The 26,358-nt window shown below is 70.1% G+C and carries 27 protein-coding genes; 5 read left to right on the forward strand and 22 right to left on the reverse strand.

The window, feature by feature from the left end:
* Nucleotides 1–9: 9 nt before the first annotated feature.
* Nucleotides 10–1,608: a FadD3 family acyl-CoA ligase gene (locus tag OG579_RS09495; RefSeq protein ID WP_328858927.1), complete on the forward strand. Its 1,599-nt coding sequence runs from the start codon at nt 10–12 to the stop codon at nt 1,606–1,608.
* 18 nt (nt 1,609–1,626) lie between these two features.
* Here the strand turns inward: OG579_RS09495 and OG579_RS09500 are convergent, their stop codons facing one another.
* The 14 genes from OG579_RS09500 to ftsH form a co-directional block, all read right to left on the reverse strand.
* A complete protein-coding gene (locus tag OG579_RS09500; protein WP_328858928.1) occupies nt 1,627–1,959 on the reverse strand; it encodes a histone-like nucleoid-structuring protein Lsr2 in 333 nt (110 codons plus the stop codon).
* A 155-nt stretch (nt 1,960–2,114) separates the two neighbouring features.
* Nucleotides 2,115–3,623, reverse strand: a complete 1,509-nt coding sequence (lysS, locus tag OG579_RS09505; RefSeq protein ID WP_328858929.1) for a lysine--tRNA ligase — start codon at nt 3,621–3,623, stop codon at nt 2,115–2,117.
* A gap of 24 nt (nt 3,624–3,647) precedes the next feature.
* A complete protein-coding gene (locus OG579_RS09510; protein ID WP_328858930.1) occupies nt 3,648–4,088 on the reverse strand; it encodes a rhodanese-like domain-containing protein in 441 nt (146 codons plus the stop codon).
* 88 nt (nt 4,089–4,176) lie between these two features.
* Nucleotides 4,177–5,010: a type III pantothenate kinase gene (locus tag OG579_RS09515; RefSeq protein ID WP_045824407.1), complete on the reverse strand. Its 834-nt coding sequence runs from the start codon at nt 5,008–5,010 to the stop codon at nt 4,177–4,179.
* 6 nt (nt 5,011–5,016) lie between these two features.
* Entirely contained in the window at nt 5,017–5,433 is a 417-nt protein-coding gene (gene panD / locus OG579_RS09520; RefSeq protein WP_055793433.1) for an aspartate 1-decarboxylase, read from the reverse strand.
* Nucleotides 5,434–5,439: 6 nt separating this feature from the next.
* Entirely contained in the window at nt 5,440–6,399 is a 960-nt protein-coding gene (panC, locus tag OG579_RS09525; protein ID WP_328858931.1) for a pantoate--beta-alanine ligase, read from the reverse strand.
* Entirely contained in the window at nt 6,396–7,346 is a 951-nt protein-coding gene (locus tag OG579_RS09530; RefSeq protein ID WP_328858932.1) for a Rossmann-like and DUF2520 domain-containing protein, read from the reverse strand. The genes panC and OG579_RS09530 overlap by 4 nt, the downstream gene beginning before the upstream one ends.
* Nucleotides 7,347–7,471: 125 nt before the next feature.
* Entirely contained in the window at nt 7,472–8,557 is a 1,086-nt protein-coding gene (locus tag OG579_RS09535; RefSeq protein ID WP_328858933.1) for a DUF6779 domain-containing protein, read from the reverse strand.
* Nucleotides 8,558–8,647: 90 nt separating this feature from the next.
* Nucleotides 8,648–9,187 (reverse strand): DUF3180 domain-containing protein, encoded by a 540-nt coding sequence (locus OG579_RS09540; RefSeq protein WP_045824514.1) that lies wholly within the window; start codon nt 9,185–9,187, stop codon nt 8,648–8,650.
* A complete protein-coding gene (gene folK, locus OG579_RS09545) occupies nt 9,184–9,720 on the reverse strand; it encodes a 2-amino-4-hydroxy-6-hydroxymethyldihydropteridine diphosphokinase (RefSeq protein ID WP_328858934.1) in 537 nt (178 codons plus the stop codon). Before folK ends, OG579_RS09540 begins: the two co-directional genes overlap by 4 nt.
* Nucleotides 9,717–10,094: a dihydroneopterin aldolase gene (gene folB, locus OG579_RS09550; RefSeq protein WP_045824515.1), complete on the reverse strand. Its 378-nt coding sequence runs from the start codon at nt 10,092–10,094 to the stop codon at nt 9,717–9,719. Before folB ends, folK begins: the two co-directional genes overlap by 4 nt.
* Nucleotides 10,087–10,989 (reverse strand): dihydropteroate synthase, encoded by a 903-nt coding sequence (gene folP / locus OG579_RS09555; RefSeq protein WP_408068774.1) that lies wholly within the window; start codon nt 10,987–10,989, stop codon nt 10,087–10,089. Before folP ends, folB begins: the two co-directional genes overlap by 8 nt.
* Nucleotides 10,990–11,041: 52 nt before the next feature.
* On the reverse strand, nt 11,042–11,656 hold the full coding sequence (gene folE / locus OG579_RS09560) for a GTP cyclohydrolase I FolE (protein ID WP_045824517.1): 615 nt from the start codon (nt 11,654–11,656) through the stop codon (nt 11,042–11,044).
* Nucleotides 11,657–11,757: 101 nt separating this feature from the next.
* Nucleotides 11,758–14,142: an ATP-dependent zinc metalloprotease FtsH gene (gene ftsH, locus OG579_RS09565; RefSeq protein WP_328858935.1), complete on the reverse strand. Its 2,385-nt coding sequence runs from the start codon at nt 14,140–14,142 to the stop codon at nt 11,758–11,760.
* Nucleotides 14,143–14,335: 193 nt separating this feature from the next.
* On the opposite strand from ftsH, the gene OG579_RS09570 reads away from it, so the two are divergent.
* Together OG579_RS09570 and OG579_RS09575 are read left to right on the forward strand one after the other, a co-directional pair.
* Nucleotides 14,336–15,454, forward strand: coding sequence for an isocitrate/isopropylmalate dehydrogenase family protein (locus OG579_RS09570; RefSeq protein WP_328858936.1), 1,119 nt, complete (start codon nt 14,336–14,338; stop codon nt 15,452–15,454).
* The gene (locus OG579_RS09575; RefSeq protein WP_045824414.1) at nt 15,439–15,924 is read left to right on the forward strand and encodes a PPOX class F420-dependent oxidoreductase; all 486 of its coding nucleotides are present in this window, start codon (nt 15,439–15,441) and stop codon (nt 15,922–15,924) included. Before OG579_RS09570 ends, OG579_RS09575 begins: the two co-directional genes overlap by 16 nt.
* Before the next feature lie 39 nt (nt 15,925–15,963).
* Here OG579_RS09575 and bluB read toward each other — a convergent pair whose 3' ends face one another.
* Genes bluB through hpt form a run of 3 tightly spaced genes read right to left on the reverse strand, consistent with a single transcriptional unit; the run spans nt 15,964 to nt 18,599 of the window.
* Complete coding sequence (bluB, locus tag OG579_RS09580; RefSeq protein ID WP_045824415.1) at nt 15,964–16,635, reverse strand: 5,6-dimethylbenzimidazole synthase; 672 nt, start codon at nt 16,633–16,635, stop codon at nt 15,964–15,966.
* Entirely contained in the window at nt 16,632–18,005 is a 1,374-nt protein-coding gene (locus OG579_RS09585) for an amidase (protein WP_328858937.1), read from the reverse strand. Before OG579_RS09585 ends, bluB begins: the two co-directional genes overlap by 4 nt.
* A gap of 12 nt (nt 18,006–18,017) precedes the next feature.
* A complete protein-coding gene (gene hpt, locus OG579_RS09590) occupies nt 18,018–18,599 on the reverse strand; it encodes a hypoxanthine phosphoribosyltransferase (RefSeq protein ID WP_200932823.1) in 582 nt (193 codons plus the stop codon).
* A 309-nt stretch (nt 18,600–18,908) separates the two neighbouring features.
* Here hpt and OG579_RS09595 point away from each other — a divergent pair, with 309 nt between their 5' ends.
* Nucleotides 18,909–19,598, forward strand: coding sequence for a hypothetical protein (locus tag OG579_RS09595; RefSeq protein WP_328858938.1), 690 nt, complete (start codon nt 18,909–18,911; stop codon nt 19,596–19,598).
* Between the two features lie 33 nt (nt 19,599–19,631).
* Here OG579_RS09595 and tilS read toward each other — a convergent pair whose 3' ends face one another.
* The 3 genes from tilS to dacB are packed head-to-tail and all read right to left on the reverse strand — an operon-like array spanning nt 19,632 to nt 23,022.
* Nucleotides 19,632–20,594: a tRNA lysidine(34) synthetase TilS gene (tilS, locus tag OG579_RS09600; protein WP_408068775.1), complete on the reverse strand. Its 963-nt coding sequence runs from the start codon at nt 20,592–20,594 to the stop codon at nt 19,632–19,634.
* On the reverse strand, nt 20,573–21,649 hold the full coding sequence (locus OG579_RS09605; protein WP_328858940.1) for a zinc-dependent metalloprotease: 1,077 nt from the start codon (nt 21,647–21,649) through the stop codon (nt 20,573–20,575). The genes tilS and OG579_RS09605 overlap by 22 nt, the downstream gene beginning before the upstream one ends.
* Nucleotides 21,646–23,022 (reverse strand): D-alanyl-D-alanine carboxypeptidase/D-alanyl-D-alanine endopeptidase, encoded by a 1,377-nt coding sequence (gene dacB / locus OG579_RS09610; protein ID WP_328858941.1) that lies wholly within the window; start codon nt 23,020–23,022, stop codon nt 21,646–21,648. The genes OG579_RS09605 and dacB overlap by 4 nt, the downstream gene beginning before the upstream one ends.
* 182 nt (nt 23,023–23,204) lie before the next feature.
* Between dacB and OG579_RS09615 the strand changes: the two genes are divergently transcribed.
* Nucleotides 23,205–23,717, forward strand: coding sequence for an inorganic diphosphatase (locus tag OG579_RS09615; RefSeq protein WP_328858942.1), 513 nt, complete (start codon nt 23,205–23,207; stop codon nt 23,715–23,717).
* Nucleotides 23,718–23,794: 77 nt separating this feature from the next.
* Here the strand turns inward: OG579_RS09615 and OG579_RS09620 are convergent, their stop codons facing one another.
* The gene (locus OG579_RS09620; RefSeq protein ID WP_328858943.1) at nt 23,795–25,690 is read right to left on the reverse strand and encodes an MDR family MFS transporter; all 1,896 of its coding nucleotides are present in this window, start codon (nt 25,688–25,690) and stop codon (nt 23,795–23,797) included.
* Entirely contained in the window at nt 25,687–26,262 is a 576-nt protein-coding gene (locus OG579_RS09625) for a MarR family winged helix-turn-helix transcriptional regulator (protein WP_328858944.1), read from the reverse strand. The genes OG579_RS09620 and OG579_RS09625 overlap by 4 nt, the downstream gene beginning before the upstream one ends.
* Nucleotides 26,263–26,358 lie beyond the last annotated feature (96 nt).

Below are 26,358 nucleotides of genomic sequence, written 5' to 3' on the forward strand. Positions count from 1 at the left end.
GAGAGCCGCGTGACGAATCACCAGACCAGCGTGGCCGCACTGCGCGCGGTCGCCGCCGAGCACCCCGACGGTGTCGCGATCGTCGACGACCAGTGGGGCGAGGACGTCACGCTGACCTGGTCGCAGTTGCTGGCGGCGGTCCGCACGTTCGCCGGAGCGCTCGTCGAGAACGGCGTCGCGGCGGGCGATCGGGTCGCGATCTGGTCGCCCAACAGCGTGCACTGGCCGGTCGCGGCACTCGGGGCGCACTACGCGGGCGCGACACTGGTCCCGTTGAACACCCGCTACACCGCCACCGAGGTCGTCGACGTGCTCGTGCGCACCCATGCGCGCGCCCTGGTGGTGGCCGGGACGTTCCTCGGCACCGATCGGCTCGCCGCGGTGACCGAGCAGGTCGACCTCGGCGCCGACACCGACGTGCGGGTCGCGGTCCGGATCCGACTCGACGACCAGCCACACGCCACGGTCGACCACACCGGCGGCGCGGGGATCGACTGGGACGACTTCCTGGCCGGCGCGACCGACGCGTCGCGTGCGCAGGCCGACACCCGCGCCGACGCGGTCGCGCCGGAGGACCTGTCGGACATCCTGTTCACGTCGGGAACCACCGGGCGCAGCAAGGGCGTGTTGGCCGAGCACCGGCAGTCGATGGCCGGTGCGTACGCGTGGGGCGCGAACGGGCGACTCTCCCCCGACGACCGCTACCTGATGGTCAATCCCTACTTCCACACGTTCGGCTACAAGGCCGGCATCCTCGCGTGCACGCTGTTCGCGACCACGATGGTGCCGCTCGCGGTCTACAGCGCCCCGGCGGCGATGACCGCCGTGGAACGACACCGGGCGACGGTGTTCCCGGGTGCGCCGACCATCTTCCAGACCATCCTCGACGACCCGGGCCGGTCGGCCGCGGATCTGTCGTCGCTGCGTCTGGTCGTCACCGGCGCGGCGATCGTGCCGGTGGTGCTCGTCGAACGCATCCAGCGCGACCTCGGGGTCGACACCGTCATCACCGCGTACGGGCTGAGCGAGGCGAGTGGGTTCGTGTCGACGTGCACTCCCTCCGACGACGACCTGACCGTCGCCACGACGTGCGGGCGGGCGTTCGAGGGCATGGAGATCGCACTGTCGGACGCCGGTGAGGTGCTCACCCGCGGCGCGATGGTGATGCGGGGTTACCTCGACGACCCCGTCGCGACGGCCGAGGCCATCGACGTCGACGGATGGCTGCACACCGGTGACATCGGCACCCTCGACGACCGCGGGAATCTGTCGATCACCGACCGACTCAAGGACATGTACATCTGCGGCGGATTCAACGTCTACCCCGCCGAGGTCGAACAGACCCTGACACGCATCGCCGACGTGACCGAGGCCGCGGTCGTGGGTGTACCCGACGAACGACTCGGAGAAGTCGGGCGGGCATTTCTCACGGTGCGATCAGGTGCGACCATCGACGTCGACTACGTGATCGAACACTGCCGTTCCACTTTGGCGAATTTCAAGATCCCACGCAGCGTGGTGGTGATCGATGAATTCCCGCGTAACGCGGCCGGAAAGATTCTGAAACGCGAACTTCTCGGCGGGACAGCGAATTCCGGGGCGAAATAGTCCGGTCGAAAGAGGCGGTCAGTGCGCCGCGTTGTAGAGCTCGACGATGTCGCCCGACACCCGGCCCCGCGCCGACACACCGTGTCCGTTACGACGTGCCCACTCGCGGATCGCGGCGCTCTGGCCTGCGTCGACACCGGTCGATGCGGCGGACGAACGGCCCCGACGCTTCCCGCCGACCCGGCGCGCGTGCTCGACCCACGTGTCGATCTCGGCGCGCAGGCGTGCCGCGTTCTCGGCGGAGAGATCGATCTCGTAGCTGATCCCGTCGATGCCGAATTCCACGGTCTCGTCGGCCGATGCGCTCTCGTCGACGTCATCCACCAGGGTGACCGTCACCTTTTTCGCCATCTCGCTGCCCCCACCATGAATTGTTCGATTAGTTATTGCCGCGGGCGGGCAGGGAGAACACTGGTGAGTGCCCCCGGTTACAGCCCCCCGGCCGAAACCCACTGTAACCACATATCGGGGGTACGACAATTGTCATCGGGTGATGACTGCGGCATTCATTCGTTCGGCTTCACGAACGGAAACAGGATTGTCTCCCGGATTCCCAATCCCGTCAGCGCCATGAGAAGTCGGTCGATACCCATTCCCGTGCCGGTGGTCGGCGGCATTCCGTGTTCCATCGCGGTGAGGAATTCCTCGTCGAGGACCATCGCCTCGTCGTCCCCGGCCGAGGCGAGTCGCGCCTGATCGACGAATCGCTCCCGCTGGATCACGGGGTCGATCAGCTCCGAGTAGCCCGTGGCCAGTTCGAATCCACGGACATAGAGGTCCCACTTCTCGACCACGCCGGGGATCGAGCGGTGATCGCGGGTGAGCGGCGAGGTCTCGACCGGGAAATCGCGGACGAAGAACGGGCGGTCGATGTGCCTGCCCACCTGGTCCTCCCACAATTCCTCGACGAGCTTGCCGTGCCCGTATCCCTTGTCGCGCGGAACGGCGAGGCCGACCTTCTCGGCCAGTGCCAACAGGGTCGGCACCGATGTATCCGGAGTGATCTCGGTACCGACCGCCTCCGACAGCGACGGGTACATCGAGATGGTCAGCCACTCACCGGACAGGTCGTAGACCGTGCCGTCGGCGAGCGTGGGGGTCAGGGTGCCCAGCGCCCGCTGCGCCACGTCCTGCACCAGTTCACGGGTCATCACCGCCGAGTCGTCGTAGGTGCCGTAGGCCTGATAGGTCTCCAGCATCGCGAACTCGGGCGAATGCGTGGAGTCGATGCCCTCGTTGCGGAAGTTGCGGTTGATCTCGAAGACGCGCTCGAGTCCGCCCACCACGCAGCGCTTGAGGAACAACTCCGGCGCGATCCGCAGGTACATGTCGATGTCGAGGGCGTTGGAGTGGGTGACGAACGGGCGGGCCGCGGCGCCGCCGTGTTGGGCCTGCAGCATCGGCGTCTCGACCTCGATGAAGTCTCGCTCGGCGAGAGCCGCACGGAGCTCGCGGATCACCGCGACACGGGTGCGGGCCGTCTCGCGGGCGGACGGACGGACGATGAGGTCGACGTACCGCTGGCGGACGCGCGCCTCCTCGCTGAGTTCCTTGTGCGCGACGGGCAACGGCCGCAACGCCTTCGAGGCGATCTGCCAGGCATCGGCCATCACGCTGAGCTCGCCGGTGCGCGAGCTGATCACCTCGCCGTGGACGTAGACGAAGTCACCGAGATCGACATCGCTCTTCCATGCGGCGAGCGCCTCCTCGCCGACACCGTTGAAGCTGATCATCACCTGCAGCTGGGTCCCGTCGCCCTCCTGCAGGGTGCCGAAACACAGCTTTCCCTTGTTGCGCACGAACATCACGCGTCCGACGACGCCCACCTGTGTGCCGGTGGCGTGGTCGACGGGCAGGTCGGGGTGCTCGGCGCGCACCTGCGCGAGTGAGTGCGTGCGCGGGATCGACACGGGGTACGCCTGGCCGCCGTCGGCGAGGATCCGGGCGCGCTTCTCGCGTCGGATGCGCAGCTGCTCGGGCAGGTGGTCGATGTTGTCGGGCGAAGTGTCGGTCACCCGCACGACCCTATCGGCACCCGATCAGTGGGCCGAGATCACCGCGAGGTCGCGGCGCTGCGATGCGCTCAGCGGTCGATGACCGAGGTCACGGGTGCTCCGCAGGGCGCGGTGGCCGCCGAGCAGGAACCGGGCACCCGGTACCCCACGGGCGTGCAAGTGCCAGGTGAGCCACTCGGCGTCGTGCCCGTCGGCGCCGACGAGCAACCAGCGGGTGTCGGCGGTGATGCCGCGCAGCGATTCGGCGGTGTCGGGGACGAGGCGGTCGACGACGATCGCGGCGTCGATGGCCAGCGCGCCGGCGATCACGCCGTGGGTGTCACGCTCACGCTGATCGCGGATGTCGACGACGCGGTGACCTGCGGCGACGGCCGGGGAGAATTCGTCGACGCGGAGCGACAGGACGCCGATACGACGCGTGGTGACGGGATGGGAGATGTGCGCACGGGGTGCCAGGACAGGCATGTGGGAGACCTCGAGGTGAGATGTGGGGACAGCAGGAGTCGATGAGGGCTTTCTCAGCCCCGACAACACTCCGCGCCACGACACGTCATCACGGGGCAGAGTCTGCCACAGGTCCCCGCTTGCGCGCACGCGCCAGGTCGTTCTGCCGCTCGAACACCAGCCGCAGTCCCTCGAGGGTGAGGTGGCCGTGGTGGACGTCGAGGGTGCGGCACTCGTCGAAGACGAGCGGTGCGAGGTAGCCCGTCGCGACCACGGTCACCTCGTCGGTGTCGGCGAAGCCGGGGATCTCGCGACGCACCCGGGTCACCAGCCCGTCGACCTGCCCGGCGAAGCCGTAGAGGATGCCCGACTGCAGCGCCTCGACGGTGTTCTTGCCGACCACGCTGCGCGGCGGCAGCAGTTCGACGGTGCGCAGGGTGACGGTGCGGGCCGCGAGCGCGTCGACGGCGAGGTCGATGCCGGGGGCGATGGCCCCACCGAGGAACTCCCCCTTCGCCGACACCACGTCGACGAGGGTGGTGGTGCCGAAATCGACGACGATGCAGGCCGTCCCGTACGTGGCGTGCGCGGCGAGTGCGTTGGCGACGCGATCGGTCCCGACCTCCTTGGGATTGTCGACGAGCAGTGCGACACCGGTGCGGAGCCCCGGTTCGAGCAGGACGTGCGGACCTGACCCGAAGTACTTGCCCACCACCACACGCATCTCGCGCAGCAGCGACGGGACCGTGGACAGGCCCACCACCGACACGACGCGATCGACGTCGTCGCCGAGCAGACCCCGCAGGGTGAGGGCGAGTTCGTCGGCGGTCATCCGTGGTTCGGTGCGGATCCGCCAGTCGCGCACCAGGTGTGCGTGGTCGCCGCGGCCGGCGAACACGCCGAGGTGGATGTTGGTGTTGCCGACGTCGAGGGCGAGGAGCATCTGACGCTATCCGACGAGTTCGCGGGGATCGAGCAGACCCGACCCGGCCGGCGCGTGGGCCGGGTCGGCCCCGGAGGACACGATGCGGTTGTCCTCGTCGACGAACACCACGTGGGGACGGTAGGTGGTCAGTTCCTCCGGGCTCAACACGCCGTAGGCGATGATGATGACGAGGTCGCCGGGGTGGACGAGATGGGCTGCGGCCCCGTTGATCCCGATCACGCCGCTGCCCCGGGGGCCGGCGATGGCGTAGGTCTCGAGGCGGTTGCCGTTGTCGATGTCGACGATGGTGACCTGCTCGCCCTCGAGGATGTCGGCGGCGGTGAGCAGATCGGCGTCGATCGTCACCGAACCGACGTAGTGGAGATCGGCCTGCGTGACCCGCGCGCGGTGGATCTTGGAGGTCATCATGGTGCGGAACATGTTGTCTCAGTGCCCTTCCGGATGATCGGCCGACACGGTGTCGGGGTCGCCGCTGCCGCGGTTGAGGAACCCGGTGCCGACCGCGACACCGACGTTGTCGAGGAGTCGGGTGGTCCCGACGCGGGCGGCCACGAGCAGTCGGCCGTCGCCGTGCTCGGGTGGTGGACCGAGGTCGACGCCGCGGACCTCGAGGTAGTCGACGTCGATGTCGGGACGCTCGGCGAGCACGCCGCGGGCCGTGGACAGGATGGCCTCGACCCCACCGGCGGCGGCATAGGCCCCGGCGACCAGGGCCGCCGACAGCGCCGTCGCCGATTCTCGTTGTGCGGGGGTGAGATAGCGGTTGCGGCTCGACATGGCCAGCCCGTCGGGTTCGCGCACCGTGGGCACCCCGACGATCGCGATGTCGAGGTTGAGGTCGGTGACCATCTGCCGTACCAGGACGAGCTGCTGGTAGTCCTTCTCGCCGAAGTAGGCGGCGTGCGGCGCGGCGATGGCGAGCAGTTTCGCGACGACGGTGAGCATGCCCGCGAAATGCGTGGGCCGGGAGGCGGCCTCGAGTTCGGCACCTGCCGGTCCGGGGTGCACGGTGGTGCGGGGACCGTTGGGGTACATGTCGGCCGCGGTGGGCGCGAACAGCAGTTCCACACCCATCTCCTCGCAGATCGCGCGGTCGGCGTCGAAGGTGCGCGGGTAGGCGTCGAGATCCTCACCGACCCCGAACTGCAGGGGGTTGACGAAGATCGACACGATCACGACGGTCGGCCCCTGCGCCTTCGCCGCGCGGATGAGCTCGCGGTGGCCGGCGTGCAGGGCGCCCATGGTCGGCACGAGCACCACCCGTTTGCCGGTCGACCGCAGCGCCCGGCTGATCTGGCTGAGCGTCGCCGGGTCGCGGTGCACGGTGAGCGATCCCGCGACGTAGGGACGTCCAGGCGTCGTGGGGGCGGGATCGTGCGGGGTCACAGGTCACCTCGAGGTGGGGTCGAACCGGTCAGGACGTCGATCAACGCCGACGGTGCATCGGTGCGGGCGGCGGCGCGCAGCGACATGGCGCGGTAGGTCTCGGCGAGATCGGGATCGGCCGCGCCCAGGGCGGCGAGGTGCGCGGCGACCGCGGCCGCGTCCCCCCGGGCGACCGGCCCGGTGAGCGCCGACGGGCCGAGTTCGAGCACGTTGGCCAGCGCCGCCGACACCAGCGGACCGAGGATGCGCTCCGGCACGCCTGACGCGAGCGGATCGGAATCGATGGCGGAGAACCCCTCGCCGGCCGACTGCTCCAGGGCGATCCGCAGCGCGGCGACGGCGTCGGACACCAGCGCGACAACATGATTCGCGCCGTGGGCCAGCGCTGCGTGGTACAGCGGGCGGGCCTTCTCGGCGACGGCGACGGGTTCGCCGCCCATCTCCAGCACCAGGGAGGTCCCGACGGCGTGGCCGATCTCGTCGGCGGCGGTCACGCCGAAGCAGGCCGAGCGGAGTCGGGTGATGTCGTCGTCGCTGTCGACGAAGGTCATCGCCGGGTGCAGGGCGAGCGGTGTGGCGCCGAGCGCGGTCAGGGGTTCGAGGATCGCGACGCCGCGCGCGCCGGCGGTGTGGGCGACGATCGTGCCCGGGCGGACCGCGCCCGATCGTGCGAGGTCGGCGATCACGGTCGGCAGGGCGGCGTCGGGCACGCTGACGATCAGCAGTTCACTGCGGGCCGCGACGGCGGCGAGGTCGAGGATCTGCGATTCGGGCAGGCGGCGGGCGGCGCGCGATCGCGACTGCGGTGACCGGGCGACCACCGCGCCGACCACGTGGTCGGCGCGTTCGAGGGCTGCACCGAGGGCGGTGCCCACCCGACCGGCCGACACGATCCCGACGGTGAGTCGGGCCGGCGCGGGCCAGTTGGCGATACCCGGTGAGGTCACCGATGTCCTCCGATGCTCGTTCCGGTCCCAGCCATCGGGTACCGGACGTTCCTGGGCGAGGATAGGTCGCCGATCACCTCAGCAGCCAACGCGTGTGATCGGGGTCACCGATGCGGCGGTGTCGTTCAGTCGCGACGACGGCGGCGGCCACCGGGGGTGGGCGCGCGGAACTGCTCGATGAGCTCCGACACCGACCGGCCGTTGGCGTGCGCGCCCGGCTCGGTCTCCGGTGCGCGGTGTCGGTCGCGACCGCGGGTCGACGCGGAGGTGTCCCACGCGGCGGTGGTGTCGGCGACGGCCTCGGGTTCGGGCTCCGCTTCCGTCTCGGGAGCGACGATCGGCTGGGGTTCGGGTTCCGGCGCGGACTCGGGGACCGATGCGGCGCCCGCGCCCGATCGACCGTGGCGGCCGCTGCTCGCGGTGGGGGTCTCGACCGGCGGGGTGGAGACCGGCGGCTCGGGGTCGCGCGGCTCGGGTCGGCGCGGGGTCGCGACCGGCGAAGGCTCCGGAGCGGCGGCCGGCTCGGATGCCACCGGCGCCGACGAGGCGGGGACCGACGGCGCGGGGGTGGCCCACTCGTCGGTCGGGGTCTCGTCGGTGAACACGGGAGCCTCGGTGAACGCCGGGGCCTCGGGTGATCGGGACGCGGGCGCCTCGGTGGGCTCGGTGCCCGCGAAGTCCCGCTCGGCCACGACGCTGTCGTCGAGGAGCGCGGTCGGTGGCCGGGGTCCGCGGGTGCGCTCGAGTTCGGGGTAGCGCTCCGTCGACAGCGCGACCCGCTGTTCGGGCAGTTCGCCGACGAGCAGCTCGAGGCTCGACCGCAACGCCGCGACCTGGGCCTGGAGCTCGTGGAGTTCCTCGTTGGTCTCGGCGCGCACCTCCTTGCGGATCTGGGCCTCGACGCCGAGTTCGTACTGCCGGCGCGCGGTGATCTCGCGTTCGAGCTGCAACTCGTAGACCAGTCGCAGGTCGCGGGTCTTCGCCTCGGCCGAGTCGGCCTGGCGGCGGAACTTGGTCACCAGGATCGCCCCGATCACCGCGGCCCACAGCGCCGCGATGACCGCGAGGCTCGCGACGATGCTGCGGGTCGGGCTGAAGATCATCGCGACGCTCGCGCCGATGGCGAGGGCGAGCAGCAGACCGAGCAGGTACTGGGCCGGACCACGGCGCTGACGGCGTGCGTCGGCCTTGCGGCCACCGGAGGTCGTCATGGGCGTCAACATACCTGCGTTCTCGTGACGGTTGTGCGAGGTCGATCGGTGGTTCCCCGACCGAAGTTCACGAGGGGTCGTACCGGAGGGTCAGACCGCGGGTCCCGAGACGCCGGCGTCGGTGGGATCGTCGGGTGTCCGGCAGCAGTATTCGAGCCACAGGGCCGCCGCGCCGAGCGCCACCGCACCGATCAACCCGACGACCGCCGACGGGGTGTCGTGGTCGGCGGCCGAGGAATCGTTCTGCGCCAGGAGATATGCCAGCAGCCCGACCCACACGCCCAGCGCGAGTGCGGCCAGCAGCGCCGACGATTTGGCCAGCGCGAGCACGCGGGCGGCGGTGATCGGGTGCAGTTGCTCGCGGCTCGAGCCGACCTGTGCCCTCGCCACGCGGGATCGGACGACGAACGCGATCACCACCTCGAGGGCAGCGAGGACGTACAGGATCAGCCCGGCGAGCAGCGGCAGCGGAGGCAACTCCCCGTAGCTGACGCGGACCAGCAGCCACACGACGACCGCGACGACGGCGGCGACACCGAGCAGATCGCGGACGCGGGTCGGCTTGAGTCCGGGTTCGTCGGGGTCGTCACCGCGACGGTTGCCGCGCGGTCCGGGACCGCGGGTGGTCACGAGACACCCCGCACCGTCGTCGACCACGCCCCGACCTCACGGCGACGGACACCGTCGCGGTCGGCGGGATCGAGGGCGGCGACGAGGTCGGTCACCGCGCGTACACCGTCTGCGGTCCACAGTGTGGCGTCGGGATCGGCGTCGAGCCACGGGACGAGCACGAACGCCCGCAGGTGTGCGCGTGGATGCGGGAGGGTCAACACGGGGTCGTCGCTGACGACGACGTCCCCGTCGACGCTCGCGGTGATGACGTCGACGTCGAGTGTGCGCGGCCCCCACCGTCTCTCGCGGGTGCGCTGGGCGGCGCGTTCGAGCGCGAACCCGGTCTCGAGCCAGTCGGCCGGTGACCGGTCCGGATCGTCCACCACGAGGACGGCGTTGTCGAAGTCGTCCTGGGGCACCGGACCCCACGGTGGGGTCGAGAACACCGCCGAGACCGCCAGGAGGTGATCGGCCACGTCGTCGCGGACCGACATCAGCAGCTCGAGGCGGTCGCCCATGTTCGACCCGATCGACAGGACCGCCCGACTCATCGGTCCCCTCGCGGTGAGCGCGAACGCCGCGCGACGACGGCGACGTCGGCGAAGGTGAGCGGGATCGGCGCCGACGGCTTGTGCAGCGTGACCTCGCAGGCCGCGACCCGGTCGTCACGCATGATGTCCTCGGCGATCTCGGCGCTCACCGTCTCGATGAGGTCGCGCGGTTCGCCCGCGACGATGTCGTGGGCGCGCTGGGCGAGACCGCCGTAGTCGACGGTGTCGGCGAGGTCGTCGCTCGCGGCGGCCGGGCGCAGGTCGAGCCACAGCACGATGTCGACGACGAAATCCTGTCCGTCGCGACGCTCGTGGGCGAACACGCCGTGGTGACCGCGAACGGCCAACCCGCGCAATTCGATCCGGTCAGCCATCCACTCGCCCTCGCCGTCCACCGTCGTTCCATGCCGTCGCGACGGCGATGGCGTCGCGACTCGAGACCACATCGTGCACACGCACGCCCCACGCCCCGTTCATGGCGGCCAGTGCACTGATCGCCGCGGTGGCGACCTCACGACCGGCCGGCGGGCGGGGATCGGCGTCGCCGCCGAGCAGCGCACCGAGGAACCGCTTGCGCGATGCCCCGACGAGCACCGGGAACCCCAGACCGACCAGCGTCGGCAGGGCGTGCAGCAGGGCCCAGTTGTGTTCGGTGGCCTTGGCGAATCCGAGCCCGGGGTCGAGGATCACCGATCCGGGGTCGACGCCCGCCGACACCGCGGCGTCGACCTGGGAGAGCAGTTCGCCGCTGACCTCGGCGACCACGTCGCGGTAGCCGCCGACGTCGTCGACCCGGTGGGCGAAGCGTTGCTCACCGGTGCGGTCGCGCGCCGGTCGCCAGTGCATGAGGATCCACGGCACGCCCGCGTCGGCGACGACGCGCGCCATGTCGGGGTCGGCGCGGCCGCCGGACACGTCGTTGACGATCTGGGCGCCCGCCGCGACGGCCGCCTGGGCGACCGGGGCGTGCATCGTGTCGACGGAGACGACGATCCCGTCGGCCGACAGCGCGCGGACCACGGGGACGACTCGGGCGATCTCGGTCTCGGGATCGATGCGGACGGCGCCCGGGCGGGTCGATTCCCCGCCGACGTCGACGAGGTCGGCACCCTCGTGGGTGAGGCGACGTCCGTGGGCGACGGCGGCGTCGATGTCGAGGTAGCGGCCGCCGTCGGAGAAGGAGTCCGCAGTGACGTTCAGGACACCGATCACCCGGGTCCGACCGCCGGTGGTGGCGATGGACGCACGACGTGCGGGCTCCGGTGACACCCGGTCAGCGTAGGCGAGGGACACCGTCGTGCGGCTCGGTGGGACCGGGGAGCTAGCGCACCGCGGAGCGGCGTGCGATCAGGTCGAGTGCCTCGCCGCGGCTCACCGCGCTCGTCTTGAAGATCCCGCGGACCGCGGAGGTGGTCGTCGAGGCGCCGGGCTTGCGGATGCCGCGCATCGCCATGCAGAGGTGCTCGGCCTCGATCACGACGATCACCCCGCGCGGATCGAGTTTGCGGACGAGGGCGTCGGCGATCTGGGTGGTGAGGCGTTCCTGCACCTGCGGGCGCTTGGCGTAGAGGTCGACCACCCGCGCGAGTTTCGACAGGCCGGTGACCTGTCCGTCCTTGCCGGGGATGTACCCGACGTGGGCGACACCGTGGAACGACACGAGGTGGTGTTCGCAGGTCGAGTACATCGGGATGTCCTTGACGAGGACCAGTTCGTCGTGACCGACGTCGAAGGTGGTGGCGAGCACCTCGTCGGGTTCGACGTGCAGACCGCCGAACATCTCCTGGTACGCCCGCGCGACCCGCGCCGGCGTCTCCTTCAGACCGTCCCGGTCGGGATCCTCACCGATGGCGACGAGCAGTTCACGCACCGCCGCCTCGGCGCGGGGCTGGTCGAAAGGTGCGATGGCAGCACGGTTCTCTTCGGTTCTGGTCATCAGGAGCTCGCTCTTCTGTGAGTGCCCGGGGTGAGAGTGTTCGGGTGAGGGGTGGATGTGCGATGCGTCGCCGGCCACGGTGGGCCGACGACGCATGACGGTCATCGCGGCGGCTGGGATCCGTTGCCGTCGCGCGGGGGCCAGCCGGGAGCCGACCAACCGTCCGGGGCGCCGTAATCCGGGCGAGTTCCGCCGTTCGGGCCGGTGTCCGGCGCGGGGTACCCCGGGTTCTGCTGGCGCGGAACGGGTTGCGGCTCGGGCTGGTGACCGGGATTGCCGTATCCGGGTCCCTGGTAGCCGGGGGCGGGATAGCCCTGTGGGTACCCGGGGTAGGCCTGACCCTGCCCGTGGGGCTGGGGCTGACCGTTCGGCTGGGGCTGGCCGTATCCGTTCGGGCCGTAGCCGTTCGGAGCGTTCTGCCCGTAGCCGTTCGGCGCGTGACCGCCACCGTTGTGGCCGTTGCCGTTCTGTCCGTTGCCGTTGTGCCCGTTGCCGTTGTAGCCGTTCGGCGCGTAGCCGGCGGCGACCGGCTCCTTGCGGAGATCGGGTGCGGGCTCGGGCGGCCACGGCTCACCGCGTTCGATGGCGAGCTCGCCCGGTGTCTTCACCGGCGGCTTGTCGCTGGGCGTGCGGTCGCCGAACTCGTTGAACGTGGTGATGCGCGGACGCTTCTCCACGTTCGAGAAGATGACCTCGAGGTCCTTGCGGGTCAGCGTCTCCCGCTCGAGGAGCTGGGTCGCCAGCTCGTCGAGGGTGTCGCGGTACTCGTTGAGGATCGCCCACGCCTCGGTGTGTGCGGCCTCGATGAGACGGCGGACCTCGTCGTCGATCTCGGCGGCGACCTCCGAGGAGTAGTCGCTCTGCGCGCCCATCGAGCGGCCGAGGAACGGGTCGCCCTGTTCCTGGCCGTAGCGGACAGCACCGAGCTTCGCGCTCATGCCGTACTCGGTGACCATCGCACGGGCGATCTTCGTCGCCTGGTCGATGTCGGACGAGGCGCCGGTGGTCGGCTCGTGGAACACGAGCTCCTCGGCGGCACGGCCACCCATCGCCATCACCAGGCGCGCGATCATCTCCGAGCGCGTCATCAGGTCCTTGTCCTGCTCCGGCACGGCCAGCGCGTGACCGCCGGTGCGCCCGCGGGCGAGGATGGTGACCTTGTAGATCGGATCGAGATCGGGCATCGCCCACGCGGCGAGGGTGTGCCCGCCCTCGTGGTAGGCCACGATCTTCTTCTCCTGCTCGCTGATGATGCGGCTCTTGCGGCGCGGTCCACCGACGACGCGATCGACCGACTCCTCGAGCAGCTCGGCGGTGATCGTCGTGCGGTTCTCGCGCGCGGCGAGCAGGGCCGACTCGTTGATGACGTTGGCCAGGTCGGCGCCGGACATGCCCGGGGTCCGCTTGGCGAGGCCGTCGAGGTCGGCGTCGGGGTCGATCGGCTTGCCCGCGGCGTGCACCTTGAGGATCGCCCTGCGGCCGGCGATGTCGGGGTTGCCGACGGGGATCTGCCGGTCGAAGCGGCCGGGACGCAGCAGGGCCGGGTCGAGGATGTCGGGGCGGTTGGTCGCCGCGATGAGGATGACGCCGGAGCGCTCCCCGAAGCCGTCCATCTCGACGAGCAGCTGGTTGAGGGTCTGCTCGCGCTCGTCGTGTCCACCGCCGAGGCCGGCGCCGCGCTGGCGGCCGACGGCGTCGATCTCGTCGACGAAGATGATGCAGGGGCTGTTGTTCTTGGCCTGTTCGAACAGGTCACGGACGCGCGATGCACCGACGCCGACGAACATCTCGACGAAGTCCGAGCCGGAGATCGTGAAGAAGGGGACGCCCGCCTCGCCGGCGACGGCGCGCGCGAGCAGCGTCTTGCCGGTACCGGGAGGGCCGTAGAGCAGCACGCCGCGCGGGATCTTCGCGCCGAGGGCCTGGTAGCGCGCGGGGTTCTGCAGGAAGTCCTTGATCTCGTAGAGCTCCTCGACCGCCTCGTCGGAACCGGCGACGTCGGCGAACGTGGTCTTCGGGTGGTCCTTCGAGAGCTGCTTGGCCTTGGACTTGCCGAAGCCCATGACCCCGCCCTTGCCACCACCCTGCATGCGGCTCATCACGAAGAAGAAGAGGCCGAACAGGATCAGCATCGGGAGGATGAAGATCAGGATCTGCCAGAGGGCCGATTCCTGGGTGACGTTGGTCTGGTACTTCGCACCGGACTCGCGGACGGAGTCGAAGACGAACTCGCTCCCCCGTGCCGGGTACTTGGCGCTGATCTTGGTGGTGCCGTCGACCGGGTCGCGGAGTTCGAGACGGAGCTGCTGCTCACGGTCGTCGATCTCGACGTTCGACACGTTCTTCGTGTTCAGCTGGGTGAGGGCGACAGACGTGTCCACGCTCTTGTACTCGCGATCACCGTCGCGCAGGAAGGTCCACCCCCAGATCGCGAGCACGATGACGGCGACGATGGCCAAATTGCGGAATACAGTCTTACGGTTCATCACGTCCCAGCCGGCGCCGGCGCGTCCCTTCGATGTAGGTACACCTGAACTGTCAGGCTACCTGTCAACGTCGCGGCACGACGCAGCGTTCCCGGACGACGGTACGACCTTCCGGCGAAGCGGACTCGCAGGTCAGCGGTCGGCCGCGGCACCCACAGAGCCCGTCGGGCCGACCGGAGGAGACCCACCACCCATGACCGGACGCCGCATCGACGTGGTGACGATCCCCGGCGACGGCATCGGCCCCGACCTCCTCGCCGGCGCCGTCGCGGTGATGCGCGCGGCAGCCGGGCAGGTGGGCGTCGCCCTCGACATCGAGACCATCGACGCAGGTGCGAAGGTGTTTTCGGCGACCGGCTCGGCGTTCCCCGCCGACCGTCTCGATCGGCTGCGCGCCGCCGACGGCGTGCTGAAGGGGCCGGTCGGGCTGCCCGAGGTGCGCCACCCCGACGGCACCGAGGCGGGCGTGCTCGGCGGGATCCTGCGCACCGGACTCGACACCTACGCCAACGTGCGACCGGTGCGGCTGCTGCCCGGCATCGCGGGCGCGACCCGGCATGCACCCGGTGAGATCGATTACGTCATCGTGCGCGAGAACACCGAGGGTCTCTACCTCTCGCGCGGTAACGGCGTCGCCACCGCCGAGGCCGCCGTCGACCAGTTGATGGTGACCCGGGTCGGGGTCGAACGCGTCGCGCGGTTCGCGTTCGAGCTCGCCCGCACCCGCGCCGGTGCACCCTCCGACGGCGTGCGCCGGGTGACCTGTGTCGACAAGAGCAACGTGCTGCGCAGCTACGCGCTGTTCCGGTCGGTGTTCGACGACGTGGCCGAGCAGTACCCCGACATCGCCGCCGAGCACCTCTACGCCGACGCCGCCGCCCACGACCTCGTGGTGCGCCCCGGGCGGTTCGACGTCCTGGTGATGGAGAACTTCCTCGGCGACATCCTCAGCGATCTCGGCGCGGGGACGGTGGGCGGTCTGGGGATGTGCGCATCGGGCAACATCGGCGAGCACGCCGCCTACTTCGAACCGATCCACGGCAGCGCACCCGACATCGCCGGCACCGACCGCGCCAACCCGATCTCGCAGATCCTCAGCGCCGCACTGCTGTTCGACCACGCCGGTGTCGGTGACGCCGCCGATCTGATCCGGACCGCCGTCGTCGGGGCGCTGGGCGAGGCGACGCTGCGGATCGGTTCCGACGGATGCCCGGTGGGCGGGACCGCCGCCGCGGTCGCCGAGATCGTGCGCCGCATCGACGCGGCGAGGGTCGCCCCGGTCGCTACCGTGGTGTCGTGGCCAGAAACATAGCGACCAACGACCGCGTCGAGCTCGACGAACTGCTCGACTTCGTCCGCACCCGACACAACCTGATCCTCACGACGACCCGCTCGGACGGCACCCCGCAGATGTCGCCGGTGACCGGCGGTGTCGACGCCGAGGGACGCATCGTCATCTCGACCTATCCGGGCCGGGCGAAGACCCGCAACGCCGAGAAGCACCCGGAGGTGTCGGTGCTCGTCCTCTCGGCCGAGTTCAACGACGCCTGGGTGCAGGTCGACGGGACCGCCGAGGTGCTCCACCAGCCCGAGTCGCTCGAAGGACTCGTGGAGTATTTCCGGTCGATCTCCGGGGAACACCCCGACTGGGACGAGTACCGGGCGGCGATGGCGACGCAGAACAAGTCGCTCATCCGGGTCACCCCCACCCGCTGGGGCCCCATCGCGACCGGCGGCTTCCCCCAGGAGGTCGCCGACAAGCTGGACGCCCAGGACTCCTGACCCCGCCCGAGCCGCGTCTGGGTGCCCGATCGACGGGGTTCACCGCCCGGTCGGCGGGGTGGGCCAGCGGTCGGTGAAGAGGAGGTCGTCGAGGGGGCGTTCGGTCGCCCATCCGGTCTCGACGAGCATCGGGCGTTCGTAGAATTCCTCGACCGGTCCCAGGCACAGGATCGCGACGGGCTCGGCACCCTCGGGGAACCCGAGGAGATCGCCGAGTGCGGCCGGGTCGAACAGCGACACCCAGCCCATCCCGTACCCCTCGGCGCGCGCGGCGAGCCACAGGTTCTGGATCGCACACGACACCGACGCGAGATCCATCTGCGGCATCGTGCGGCGACCGAACACGTGCCGTTCGCGGTGGTCACCGAGCGCGACGACGAGCACCTCGGCGGCCTCGGATATGCCCTCCACCTTCAGCGCCATGAAATCGTCGGACCGCTCCCCCAGCGCGTCGGCGGTGCGGATCCGCTCGTCCTCCACCAGGTCGCGGATCGACGCGCGGACCTGCGCGTCGGCGATGCGCACGAATCGCCACGGCTGCATCAGCCCGACGCTGGGCGCGTGGTGCGCGGCCGCCAGCAACCTCCCCAACACGTCGTCGGGCACGACACCACCCGCGAAATGCCGGATGTCGCGGCGCTTCTCGATCACCCGGTAGACCGCGTCGCGGTCGGCGGGCGGGAAGCGATCGCACGGTCCGGGAGCGGTCACAGCCCGTCGAAGCCGGGTGCGATACGGGGCCAGGGGCGGGCCTGTTCGATCTGCGCGGCGAGTCCCAGCAGGGTCGCCTCGCTGCCCGGTCGGCCGAAGACCTGCACGGCCATCGGTGTCTTCGACGCCGGGTGCACACCGAACGGCACCGACATCGCCGGCCATCCGAGCAGGTTGATCAGTCCGGCGAACGGCGCGTAGCCGATGTTGGCGTACATGTTCGCGAGCCAGCCGCGCTCACTCCACCGCGCGGCGTCGATCGGCGGCCGCGCGAGCATGGGGGTCATCGCCACGTCGGCGCCGGCGGTGTCGAGGTAGCGCTCCACGCGGGCCACGGTCGCGGACTTCTGCTGCTCGGTGACCAGTCCGCGTCGGTTCACGACGCGCCCCAACGCCGTGTGCCGGCGGCTGCGCTTCTGCAACTTGCGCAGATCACCACCCTGCCCGGCGATGTCGTCGGCATCGGCGGCCGCACCGCCCACCCACCGCAGCATCAGCGGCGCGGGGTTCGTCGGATAGGGCAGATCGGCGGCGCTGATGTGGTGGCCGATCTCTGCGGCGACCTGCGACGCCGCGGTCAGCGTGGCGGCCCAGTGCGGGTCGGTCGATCCGATCGCGAGGGGGAAGTTGTCGGCCACCACGATGCGCAGCGCGGAGGCGTTCGACCCGGTCGCGGCGGTGGCCAGGGACATGTCGTCGGCCATCACCGCGAGCATCAGTCCGGCATCGGCGACGGTGGTGGCGAGCGGGCCGTTCTCGGCCATGCCGTACCAACCGTTGCCGCCGCCCTGCGGCGGGACGACGCCCGACCCGGGTTTGATGCCGAACAGTCCGCAATCGGCGGCGGGGATGCGGATCGACCCGAGACCGTCGTTGCCGTGCGCCAGCAGCACCTGCCCGCTGGCGACCGCGGCGGCCGAGCCGCCCGACGACCCGCCCGCGGTGAGGTTGCGGTTCCACGGGTTGCGGGTGATCCGATCGGGGCTGTCGGTCGCGCCGAACAGACACAGTTCGGGCACCGCGGTGATCCCGACGACCACAGCACCGGCGGCGGTCAGCCTCGACACGATCGCGTGGTCGGCCGGTTGCGGATCGCGCACGGTGGCGCGGGATCCGATGGTCATCGGCTCACCGGCGACGGCGACGTTGTCCTTGATCGCGATCGGTACACCGGCCAGCGGCAGCGACCCGAGGTCGGTACGTCGGGAGAGTGCGGCGGCCTCGGCGCGGGCGGCGTCGGCGCGCACCCGGACGAAGGCGCCGACGTCGGAGTCGCGGGCCGAGATCCGCGCCAGCGCGTCGTCGACGGCCTGCTCCGGACGGACCCGACCGGCGGCGACGTCGGCGGCGAGATCGATCGCGGTCGTCATGGCCGTGACCACTCAGCCCTGGTAGACGTTCGGGTTCAACCGGCCGATGTAGGGCAGGTCGCGGTAGCGCTCGGCGTAATCGAGTCCATAGCCGACGACGAACTCGTTCGGGATGTCGAAACCGACCTCGGCGATCTCGACGTCGCGGCGCACGGCGTCGGGCTTGCGGAGGAGCGTGCACACGGCGATCGACTTCGGGTGCCGTGCGCTGAGGTTCTTCAGCAACCACGAGAGGGTGAGGCCCGAATCGATGATGTCCTCGACGATGAGGACGTCGCGGCCGGCGATGTCGCGGTCGAGGTCCTTGAGGATTCGCACCACACCCGACGACGACGTCGCCGAGCCGTACGAGCTGACGGCCATGAACTCCATCTGCGACGGGATCGGGAGTGCACGTGCGAAATCGGTCATGAACATGATGGCGCCCTTGAGGACCCCGATGAGGACCAGGTCGTCGTCGATGTCGGGGTACCGGGCGGCGATCGCCTGCGCCAGCTCGTGGGTGCGTTCGGCGATCTGCGCCTCGCTGATCACCACGGCCTCGATGTCGTCGCCGTAGGGATCAATCCCGTAGCGGTCGCGGTTCTCGGTCACCCGTCAGCCCTCTCGCCCTCGGCGCGCTTCTCGCCGTCTGCGCGTTCGACAGACAGCTTGTCACGTCCTGTCGTGAGAGCTGCAGACGAGGCCGGATAGTGGATAAGCTGCCCATCACGAGATGATCACGAGCAAAATTCGGGTTGGTACAACAACGTGAATTTGCTGGCGCTAATATCGAATTTCTCCGACACCCCAGACGAACGCACGAGAACGCCGCTTTCGCGAGAAACCTCAACGGAGAGAACGAGAGATCGACACCGGAACACGTGTCGACCGAACGCTCGACAAGTGAACGGATGCACGGCCATGAAGATCAGAACCGCACTCGTCTCCGCAGCGGTGACCGTCACCTCGGTGGCCGCGCTCACCACCGGTGCACAGGCGTCGGCTGCTCCCGCGCAGCAGATCAAGTACTCGACCACGGTGAACGACTCGTCGGTTCTCTTCACCACGACGGCCGGGTCGCTGCGTACCGACAAGGATTCGCTGCAGGTGGTCGATGCGGCCGGTCGCGTCGTCACGTCGCTTCCGCTCACCGCTCACCTCGACAACGTGTCGGTTCCCATCAAGGCGACCACCGCCGGACGGACCGCGACGCTGACGCCGCAGATCCCCGGACGCGTGAACGCCAACGCCTACTTCAGCGACCCGCCGCGCACGCGCAAGCAGCGCGACGACCAGGCGCTGGCGACCCTCGCCGACAATCTCGGTGTCGCCACGGGCGTCGGCGGACTCGTCGGTTCGATCATCGGCGCCGGCCTCGGCTGCGTCCTCCTCGCCGGACTGCCCCCGATCCCGATCCTCACCGGGTGCGCGACGGGCGCCGGCGTGGGCGGCACCATCGGCTCGATCGTCACCGGCGGCCCGGTCCTGATCGGCAACATCAACGAGTACGTCAAGACCATCCGGTCGCCCTTCACCCCGCCGCGGGCCACTCCCGCGCCGGCACGGCCGAACCCGGTGCCGCCGCCCACGGTGCCCCGCCCGATCCGCTGACCCACCCAGGTCGCCCGACGCCCCGCTGATCCGTCAGCGGGGCGTTGTCGTCACGGTCAGCTCGACACCGTCGGCGACGACGCTGAGTCGATGCCCGCTGTCGCCACCGATGGCGACCGCGGCGTGCGGGCGCGGGTCGAAGACGAGGTCGTCCACGGCCAGGATCAGTCGTTCCGTCGGTTCGGTCGCACCGACCGAGATCATCCATCGGCGCACCACTCTGCGCCGTATCGCCGCCGGTAGCGCCGCCAACACCGTGCGGTCGAGGCCGTTCGTGCCGCCACCTGCGTCGACGTCGTCGGCGAGGGCGTCGAGCACCTCGGCGTCCTCGCGGAGGCGGCGTGCGGTGCGTGCCAACGCGGGCGCCACACCCCCACCGAGGATGTCCTCGAGCACCGGGATCACCTCGGCGCGTAGCCGCGCACGGGCGAAGCGGGGGTCGGTGTTGTGGGGGTCGTGCCAGGGTTCGAGGCCGAGTTCGTCGCAGGCGGCGTGGGTGACCGACCGGCGAAGGGCGAGGAGCGGTCGACCCCAGGGCGACGCCCACGCGACCATGCCCGCGATCGAGCGGGGCCCCGAACCGCGGCCGAGGCCCAGCAGCACCGTCTCGGCCTGATCGTCGAGGGTGTGCGCCAACAGCACCGGCGCGCCGTCACGGGCGCCGGCGAGGGCGTCGTGGCGCGCGCGGCGGGCCGCACCCTCCGGGCCGCCCCTGGTCGACACCGACACCCCGATCACGTGCGCCCGGGCACCGAGCCCGCGCGCCTGCCCGGCGGCACGTTCGGCAACCGCGCGTGAATCACGCTGCAGCCCATGGTCGATGACGAGGGCGGTCACGGCCAATCCCGCCGCGACCGCACCGGCGGTCAGCGCCAAAGAGTCGGCGCCACCGGAGAGACCGACGCAGACCTCGTCGCCGATCGGGTGGCTGTCCGCGAGATCGACGACGGCGCCGGCGATCTCGCGGAGCGGGCTCACAGGACCCGGTCGATCCATCGTCTCGGCTCGTCGATCTCCTCGGGGAGCGGCATGGTGTCCGGTCCGGTCCAGATCGCGTTGAAGCGCTCCATACCGACCGTCGCGACGACCTCGTCGGTGAACGCCTTGCCCCGGATGTACTGCGCGAGTTTGGCATCCATGCCGATGAGTGACCGCAGCAGCTTCTGCAGCGGGTTCTGGGGACGCTTGCGGCGCTGGTCGAACGCCGCACGGATGCGTTCCACGGTGGGCACATGGCCCGGCCCGACGGCGTCCATCACGTGGTCGGCGTGCCCCTCGAGGAGGGTTCCCAACATCATCAGCCGGGTGAAGGCGTCGTACTGCTCGGGCGTCTGCAGCAACTGCATCGCACCGAGAACGCCCTTCTCCCGCGGCTTCTCGGACTTCAACGCCGCGGAGATCCGCGCGACCATCTCGCCGCCCGACTCCCCGTTGTCGGCGCTGATGAGCGCGATGTTGTCGAGCATGTAGCCGCGCAACCAGGGGTTGGCCGAGAACTGGACCCGGTGGGTGACCTCGTGCAGGCACACCCACAGCCGGAAGTCCGACGGCACCACCTTCAGCGAGCGTTCGACGGCGATGATGTTGGGCGTCACCAACATCAGCACGCCGTCGTCGCCGGTGCGCGGGTCCGGGGAGAAGGGGTCGTACTGGCCGAGGATCGCCCCCGACAGCAGCGCGAGCAGGCCACCCGCCTGCACCCCGCCGAGACGGCCCGCGATGTTCAGACCGCCTGGCGATCCGGGCTGACCACCCCCGAGCATCGACGACATCGACCTGGCGGCGGCGTCGATCCACTGCCCACGATCGAGCACCGACGCCGTCGGGACGGGCAGGCCGTCGGCGAGACCGGTCACCTCACGCACCGGGGCCTCGGCGGCGACGGCGGCCGAGGCGAGCTCCGACCGCGCCGCCTCGAGGGTGTAGCGCGTGGTCAGCGGGCCCGGGCGGGCGATGCGGCGACCGATCCCCGCGGCCACGCCCCAGTCGATCTGCGCGCCGGGCGGCCGGGCATCGGGCGACTCGGCGCCGGACGTGCCGGGGGTGCTCACCGGCAGCCGCAGTCGCGCAGGCGGGTGACGACGGCGTCGAGGGCCGGGCGGGCCCGGTTCGCGTCGGTCCCGTTGGACAGCAGGGCGAAGGTGAGCACGCGGTTCTCCCGGGTCTGGACGATGCCGGCGAGGGTGTTCACGTCGGTGAGGCTGCCGGTCTTGGCCTTGATCCATCCGGCACCCGACCGGGCGCCGTTGCCGAAGCGGTCGGCGAGCGTGCCGGTGGCGCCGGAGATGGGCAGCATCTCGACCAGCGGTCGCAGTTTCGCGTTGCCGGTGCCCGCGGCCGCCCGCAGGATGCCGTCGAGCACCGCGGCCGAGAGACGGTCACGGACCGACAGTCCGTTGGTGTCGCTCAGCGAGACTCCGGCGGTGTCGAGTCCGGCCGAGGCCAGGGTCGACTGCACGGCGGCGACACCGCCGTCGAGGCTCGAGGGTCCGCCGGTGGCCTGGGCGACCTCGATGGCGATGGTCTCGGCGAGCACGTCGTCGGAGTCGACGAGCATGTCGCGCAGTCGCGTCTCGAGCGGCGCCGAGCGCACCGAGGCGATCTGTCGGGCACCGGTCGGTGCGGTCGCCTCGGTGACCGCGCTGCTGGACACACCGAGGTCGGCGGCGAGCGCCTTGCCCGCGGCGACGGCCGGGGTCGCGCTGCGCGGGGAGTACAGCTCGGTCGGGTCGATGCGTCCCGAATCGGCCATCACCGACTGGATCGGCGCGATGCTGCCGCCGGCGATGTCGGCGGTCTCCCACGACGGCGCGAACGACGTCCCGGTGTAGAGGCCGGTGTCGACGGCGACCGAGGTGACCCGGACGCCTGATCTCTGGATCTGCGCGGCGAGGTCGGAGATGCGGGCGGCGTCGGTGAAGAAGCTCGCGGTGCCGTCGGGCTGCACCGACAGCGTCGGATCACCGCCGCCGACGAGCACCACCTGACCACCCGACCCCACCACGACCGAGGTGGTGATCTGCTTGTCGAGCGGAAGGGTCAGCAGCGCGGCGGCCGCGGTGAGGACCTTCGTGGTGGAGGCGGGGATGAACGACCGCTGCGGTGACGCCGACCAGAGCACCTGACCGGTCAACGCATCGGAGATCTGACCGCCGAGGTCGCCGAGTGCCGGGTCGGCCGCGGCCGACGCGATCTGGCCGGTGATCCCTGCGCCGGTGGGTTCGGGCGCGTTCGCCGCGACCGGTTGCACCACGGGCGAGACCGTGACCAGGGCGGGGCGGGTGGGGACGTCGGCCGAAGAGGTCGTGTTGCCGGAGTCGACCGACAGCGCGACCACGACGACCACCGCTGCGACGACCACCACGGCCAGCAGAGGGATCACCGTCCACCAGACGTTGCCGCGCCTGCCCGCTCGTGCGTTCACACAACTCCTCATCGCGTCTCGCGGGCGACACCGCTGCCCACGGCCGATCCCGCCCTCGCCACACCTGCGACCAACAGTATCGTTGTCGACGTTTGCAGACGCCGGTCGACAGTGGGCCGGGTCCGCGCGCAGCGCAATCCGCCGGAACCGACCGGCGATCCCCACCGGAGAGGACACCAGTCGTGGAGTTCGACGTCACCATCGAGATCCCCAAGGGCGCACGCAACAAGTACGAGGTCGATCACGAGACCGGCAAGGTCTATCTCGATCGCTACCTCTACACCGCGTTCGGCTACCCCGCGGATTACGGCTACATCGACAACACCCTGGGCGAGGACGGCGACCCGCTCGACGCGCTCGTGCTGCTGCCCGAGTCGGTCTACCCCGGCGTGATCGTGCGCGCGCGCATCGTCGGGATGTACCGCATGTCCGACGAGGCCGGCGGCGACGACAAGCTGCTCGCCGTCCCCGCCAAGGACGTCCGCTGGGATCACATCCAGGACATCGGCGACGTCTCGAAGTACGAGCTCGACGCGATCGCGCACTTCTTCGAGCACTACAAGGACCTCGAGCCCGGCAAGGAGGTCACCCCGGGTGGCTGGACCGGACGCACCGACGCCGAGAAGATCGCCGAGGAGGCCATCGCGCGCCTGGCCGAGCAGCCCGATCACGCGAACGACCCCTCGCGCGGCTGACACCGTCCCCATCCACGACTCGACCCCGACACTCGCGTGAGTGCCGGGGTCGCGTCATCTGTGCGAAGCGGGGCCGGTCAGGCCTCGTGCCGACCGGAGTGGTCGGTCCCGCCCAGCGGCGGCACGTTGTCGGCGCCGGGCGCGCGTCCCACCTCGTGGCGACCCGGTCCGGCCGCCTCGGCCTCGTGGCGACCGTGGTCGGCGGCCGGTACCGCGGCGACCACCGATTCCGCCGGTGAGACCTCCACCGGCGCGGACTCGGCGTCGAGGGCCTTGGCGTCGGCGAGATCCTGTGCGGCGGCCTGCGATCCGGAACCCGACCGCAGCGGCACCTCTTTCCAGGTGAACACCGCGATCAGCGCGATGATCGACATCAACGACACCGACAGGAACACCAGGTCCATCGAGTCGGCGAAGCCGTCCTTGATGGGCGCTGCGATCGCGCCCGGCAGCTTGGCGATGATCGAGGTGTCGTTGAGGACCCCACCCGAGGCGCCGGCGTTGCCCGACGCGAGGCCCTGACCGAACTGCGCGACCGACGGGTCGGAGCTGGCGGCGGCCTGGGCGATGCCCTGACGGAACTCGGCCGAGGGCGCCGCCTTCTCGATCTGATCCTTGATGTTCGGGCCCATCGCCGAGAACAACACGGAGAAGAACACCGCCACACCGAGCGTGCCGCCGATCTGACGGAAGAATGTCGCCGACGACGTCGAGATACCCATGTCCTTGGCGGGCAACACGTTCTGCATCGCCAGGGTCAGCGGCTGCATCAGGTTGCCGAGACCGAAGCCGAGGAAGAACGCCATCAGCATCACGAGCCACAGCGGCGTGGCGACGCTGACGTAGTGCATCAGGAACGTGACCACCGTGATCAACACGACGCCGATCATCGGGAAGATCTTGTAGCGACCGGTCCGCGAGATCGTCTGGCCCGAGAGGATGGACGCGCTCATCAGGCCGACCACCATCGGCAGCAGCTGCAGCCCGGCGACGGTCGGGCTCGACCCGCGGATCACCTGGAAGTACTGCGGCAGAATCGAGATGGCGCCGAACATGACCGCACCGATGACCACCGAGATGACGATGCCCTGGCTGAAGATGCGGTTGGAGAACACCCGCAGCGGGATGATCGCGGCCTCGCCCATGGCCTTCTCGACCGAGATGAACGCGGCGATGCCGACGACGCCGATGATGTAGCAGACGACGGTCTTGTAGTCGCCCCAACCCCATTCGCGTCCCTGCTCGGCGGCGATCAGCAGCGGCACCACGCCGATGGCGAGAGCCAGTGCGCCCCACCAGTCCAAGCGGCGACGCTCACCCTTGATCTGGTTGTAGTCGAGGACCTTGAACACCACGACGAGCGCGATGAGACCGATCGGCACGTTGACGAGGAACACCCAGCGCCAGCCGGTGATGAACAGGATGCTGTCCTGGCCGGCGAACAGGCCGCCGAGCACCGGGCCGAGCACGCTGGAGGTGCCGAACACGGCGAGGAAGTAGCCCTGGTACTTCGCGCGTTCCCGCGGGGGCACGATGTCGCCGATGATGGTCAGCGCCAACGAGAACAGGCCACCGGCACCGAGACCCTGCAGGGCGCGGTATCCGGCGAGCTCGTACATCGACGTCGCCGTGGAACACAGCAACGACCCGATGATGAACAGCGTGATCGCGGTCATGAAGAACGGCTTGCGGCCGTACATGTCGGAGAGCTTGCCGTAGAGCGGCGTGACGATCGTCGAGGTGATCAGGTAGGCGGTGGTGACCCACGCCTGCAGTGAGTACCCCTGGAGGTCGTCGGCGATCGTGCGGATCGCGGTCGAGACGATCGTCTGGTCGAGCGCGGCGAGGAACATGCCGATCATCAGTCCACCCATGATGGTGAGGATCTGACGATGGCTCAGGCCACCGGGTTCGGTGGCGTCTGCTGCGCCCGCCTTCGGCTTCGCGCCGGAGATGGCTGCGTCGTGACTCATCGTGATGCCTTTGCGTGTCGTGACCGTGCAGCGAGATCGTCTGTCGTGTCGTGAATGTCGGAATCTGTTCTGGTCGGGGTCGGGTCGTCGGCGTGTGCGCCCACCGAGATGATGTGTTCATCATCGACCTGACCGGCGAATTGTTCGGCTGCATCGACGAAACGCGTCATGAGGGTCGCGAGATTCCCGATGTCCCCGTCGGAGAACTCACCGAGCATGGAGTCCATGCCGCGCATGCGGTGTTCGCGGACCGCCTCGACCTGGCGACGACCCGGATCGGTGAGGACCAGGATCGTGGCGCGACCGTCGCGGGGGTCGGCCTCGCGCCGGACGTATCCGAGCCCGACCAGCGAGGCGATGTGCCTGCTGACCGTGGAGGGATCGGCGAAGAGCCGCTCGGCCAGTTCACCGGACCGTAGCGGGCCGACGGCGAGTTCGAACAGGCACTGGAACGCCGCGGTCTCCACCGTGCCGTCGGGCGTCCTGAGCTTGGTGACGACGAGACGCTCGCGGATGCGAGCCCACCGACCCAGCACCGCGATCAGCTCGTCCACGTTCTCGGGACGGGACATACTTCTCACCTCAAAAGAGTTTCATGCCGCAACTACTTGAACGGTGCAAGTATGCCAACGCGTGGCGAACTGTGCAAACGAGCTGCCGATGCCGTT

This window comes from Williamsia herbipolensis (assembly GCF_036153515.1).
GTDB lineage: Bacteria > Actinomycetota > Actinomycetes > Mycobacteriales > Mycobacteriaceae > Williamsia_A > Williamsia_A herbipolensis.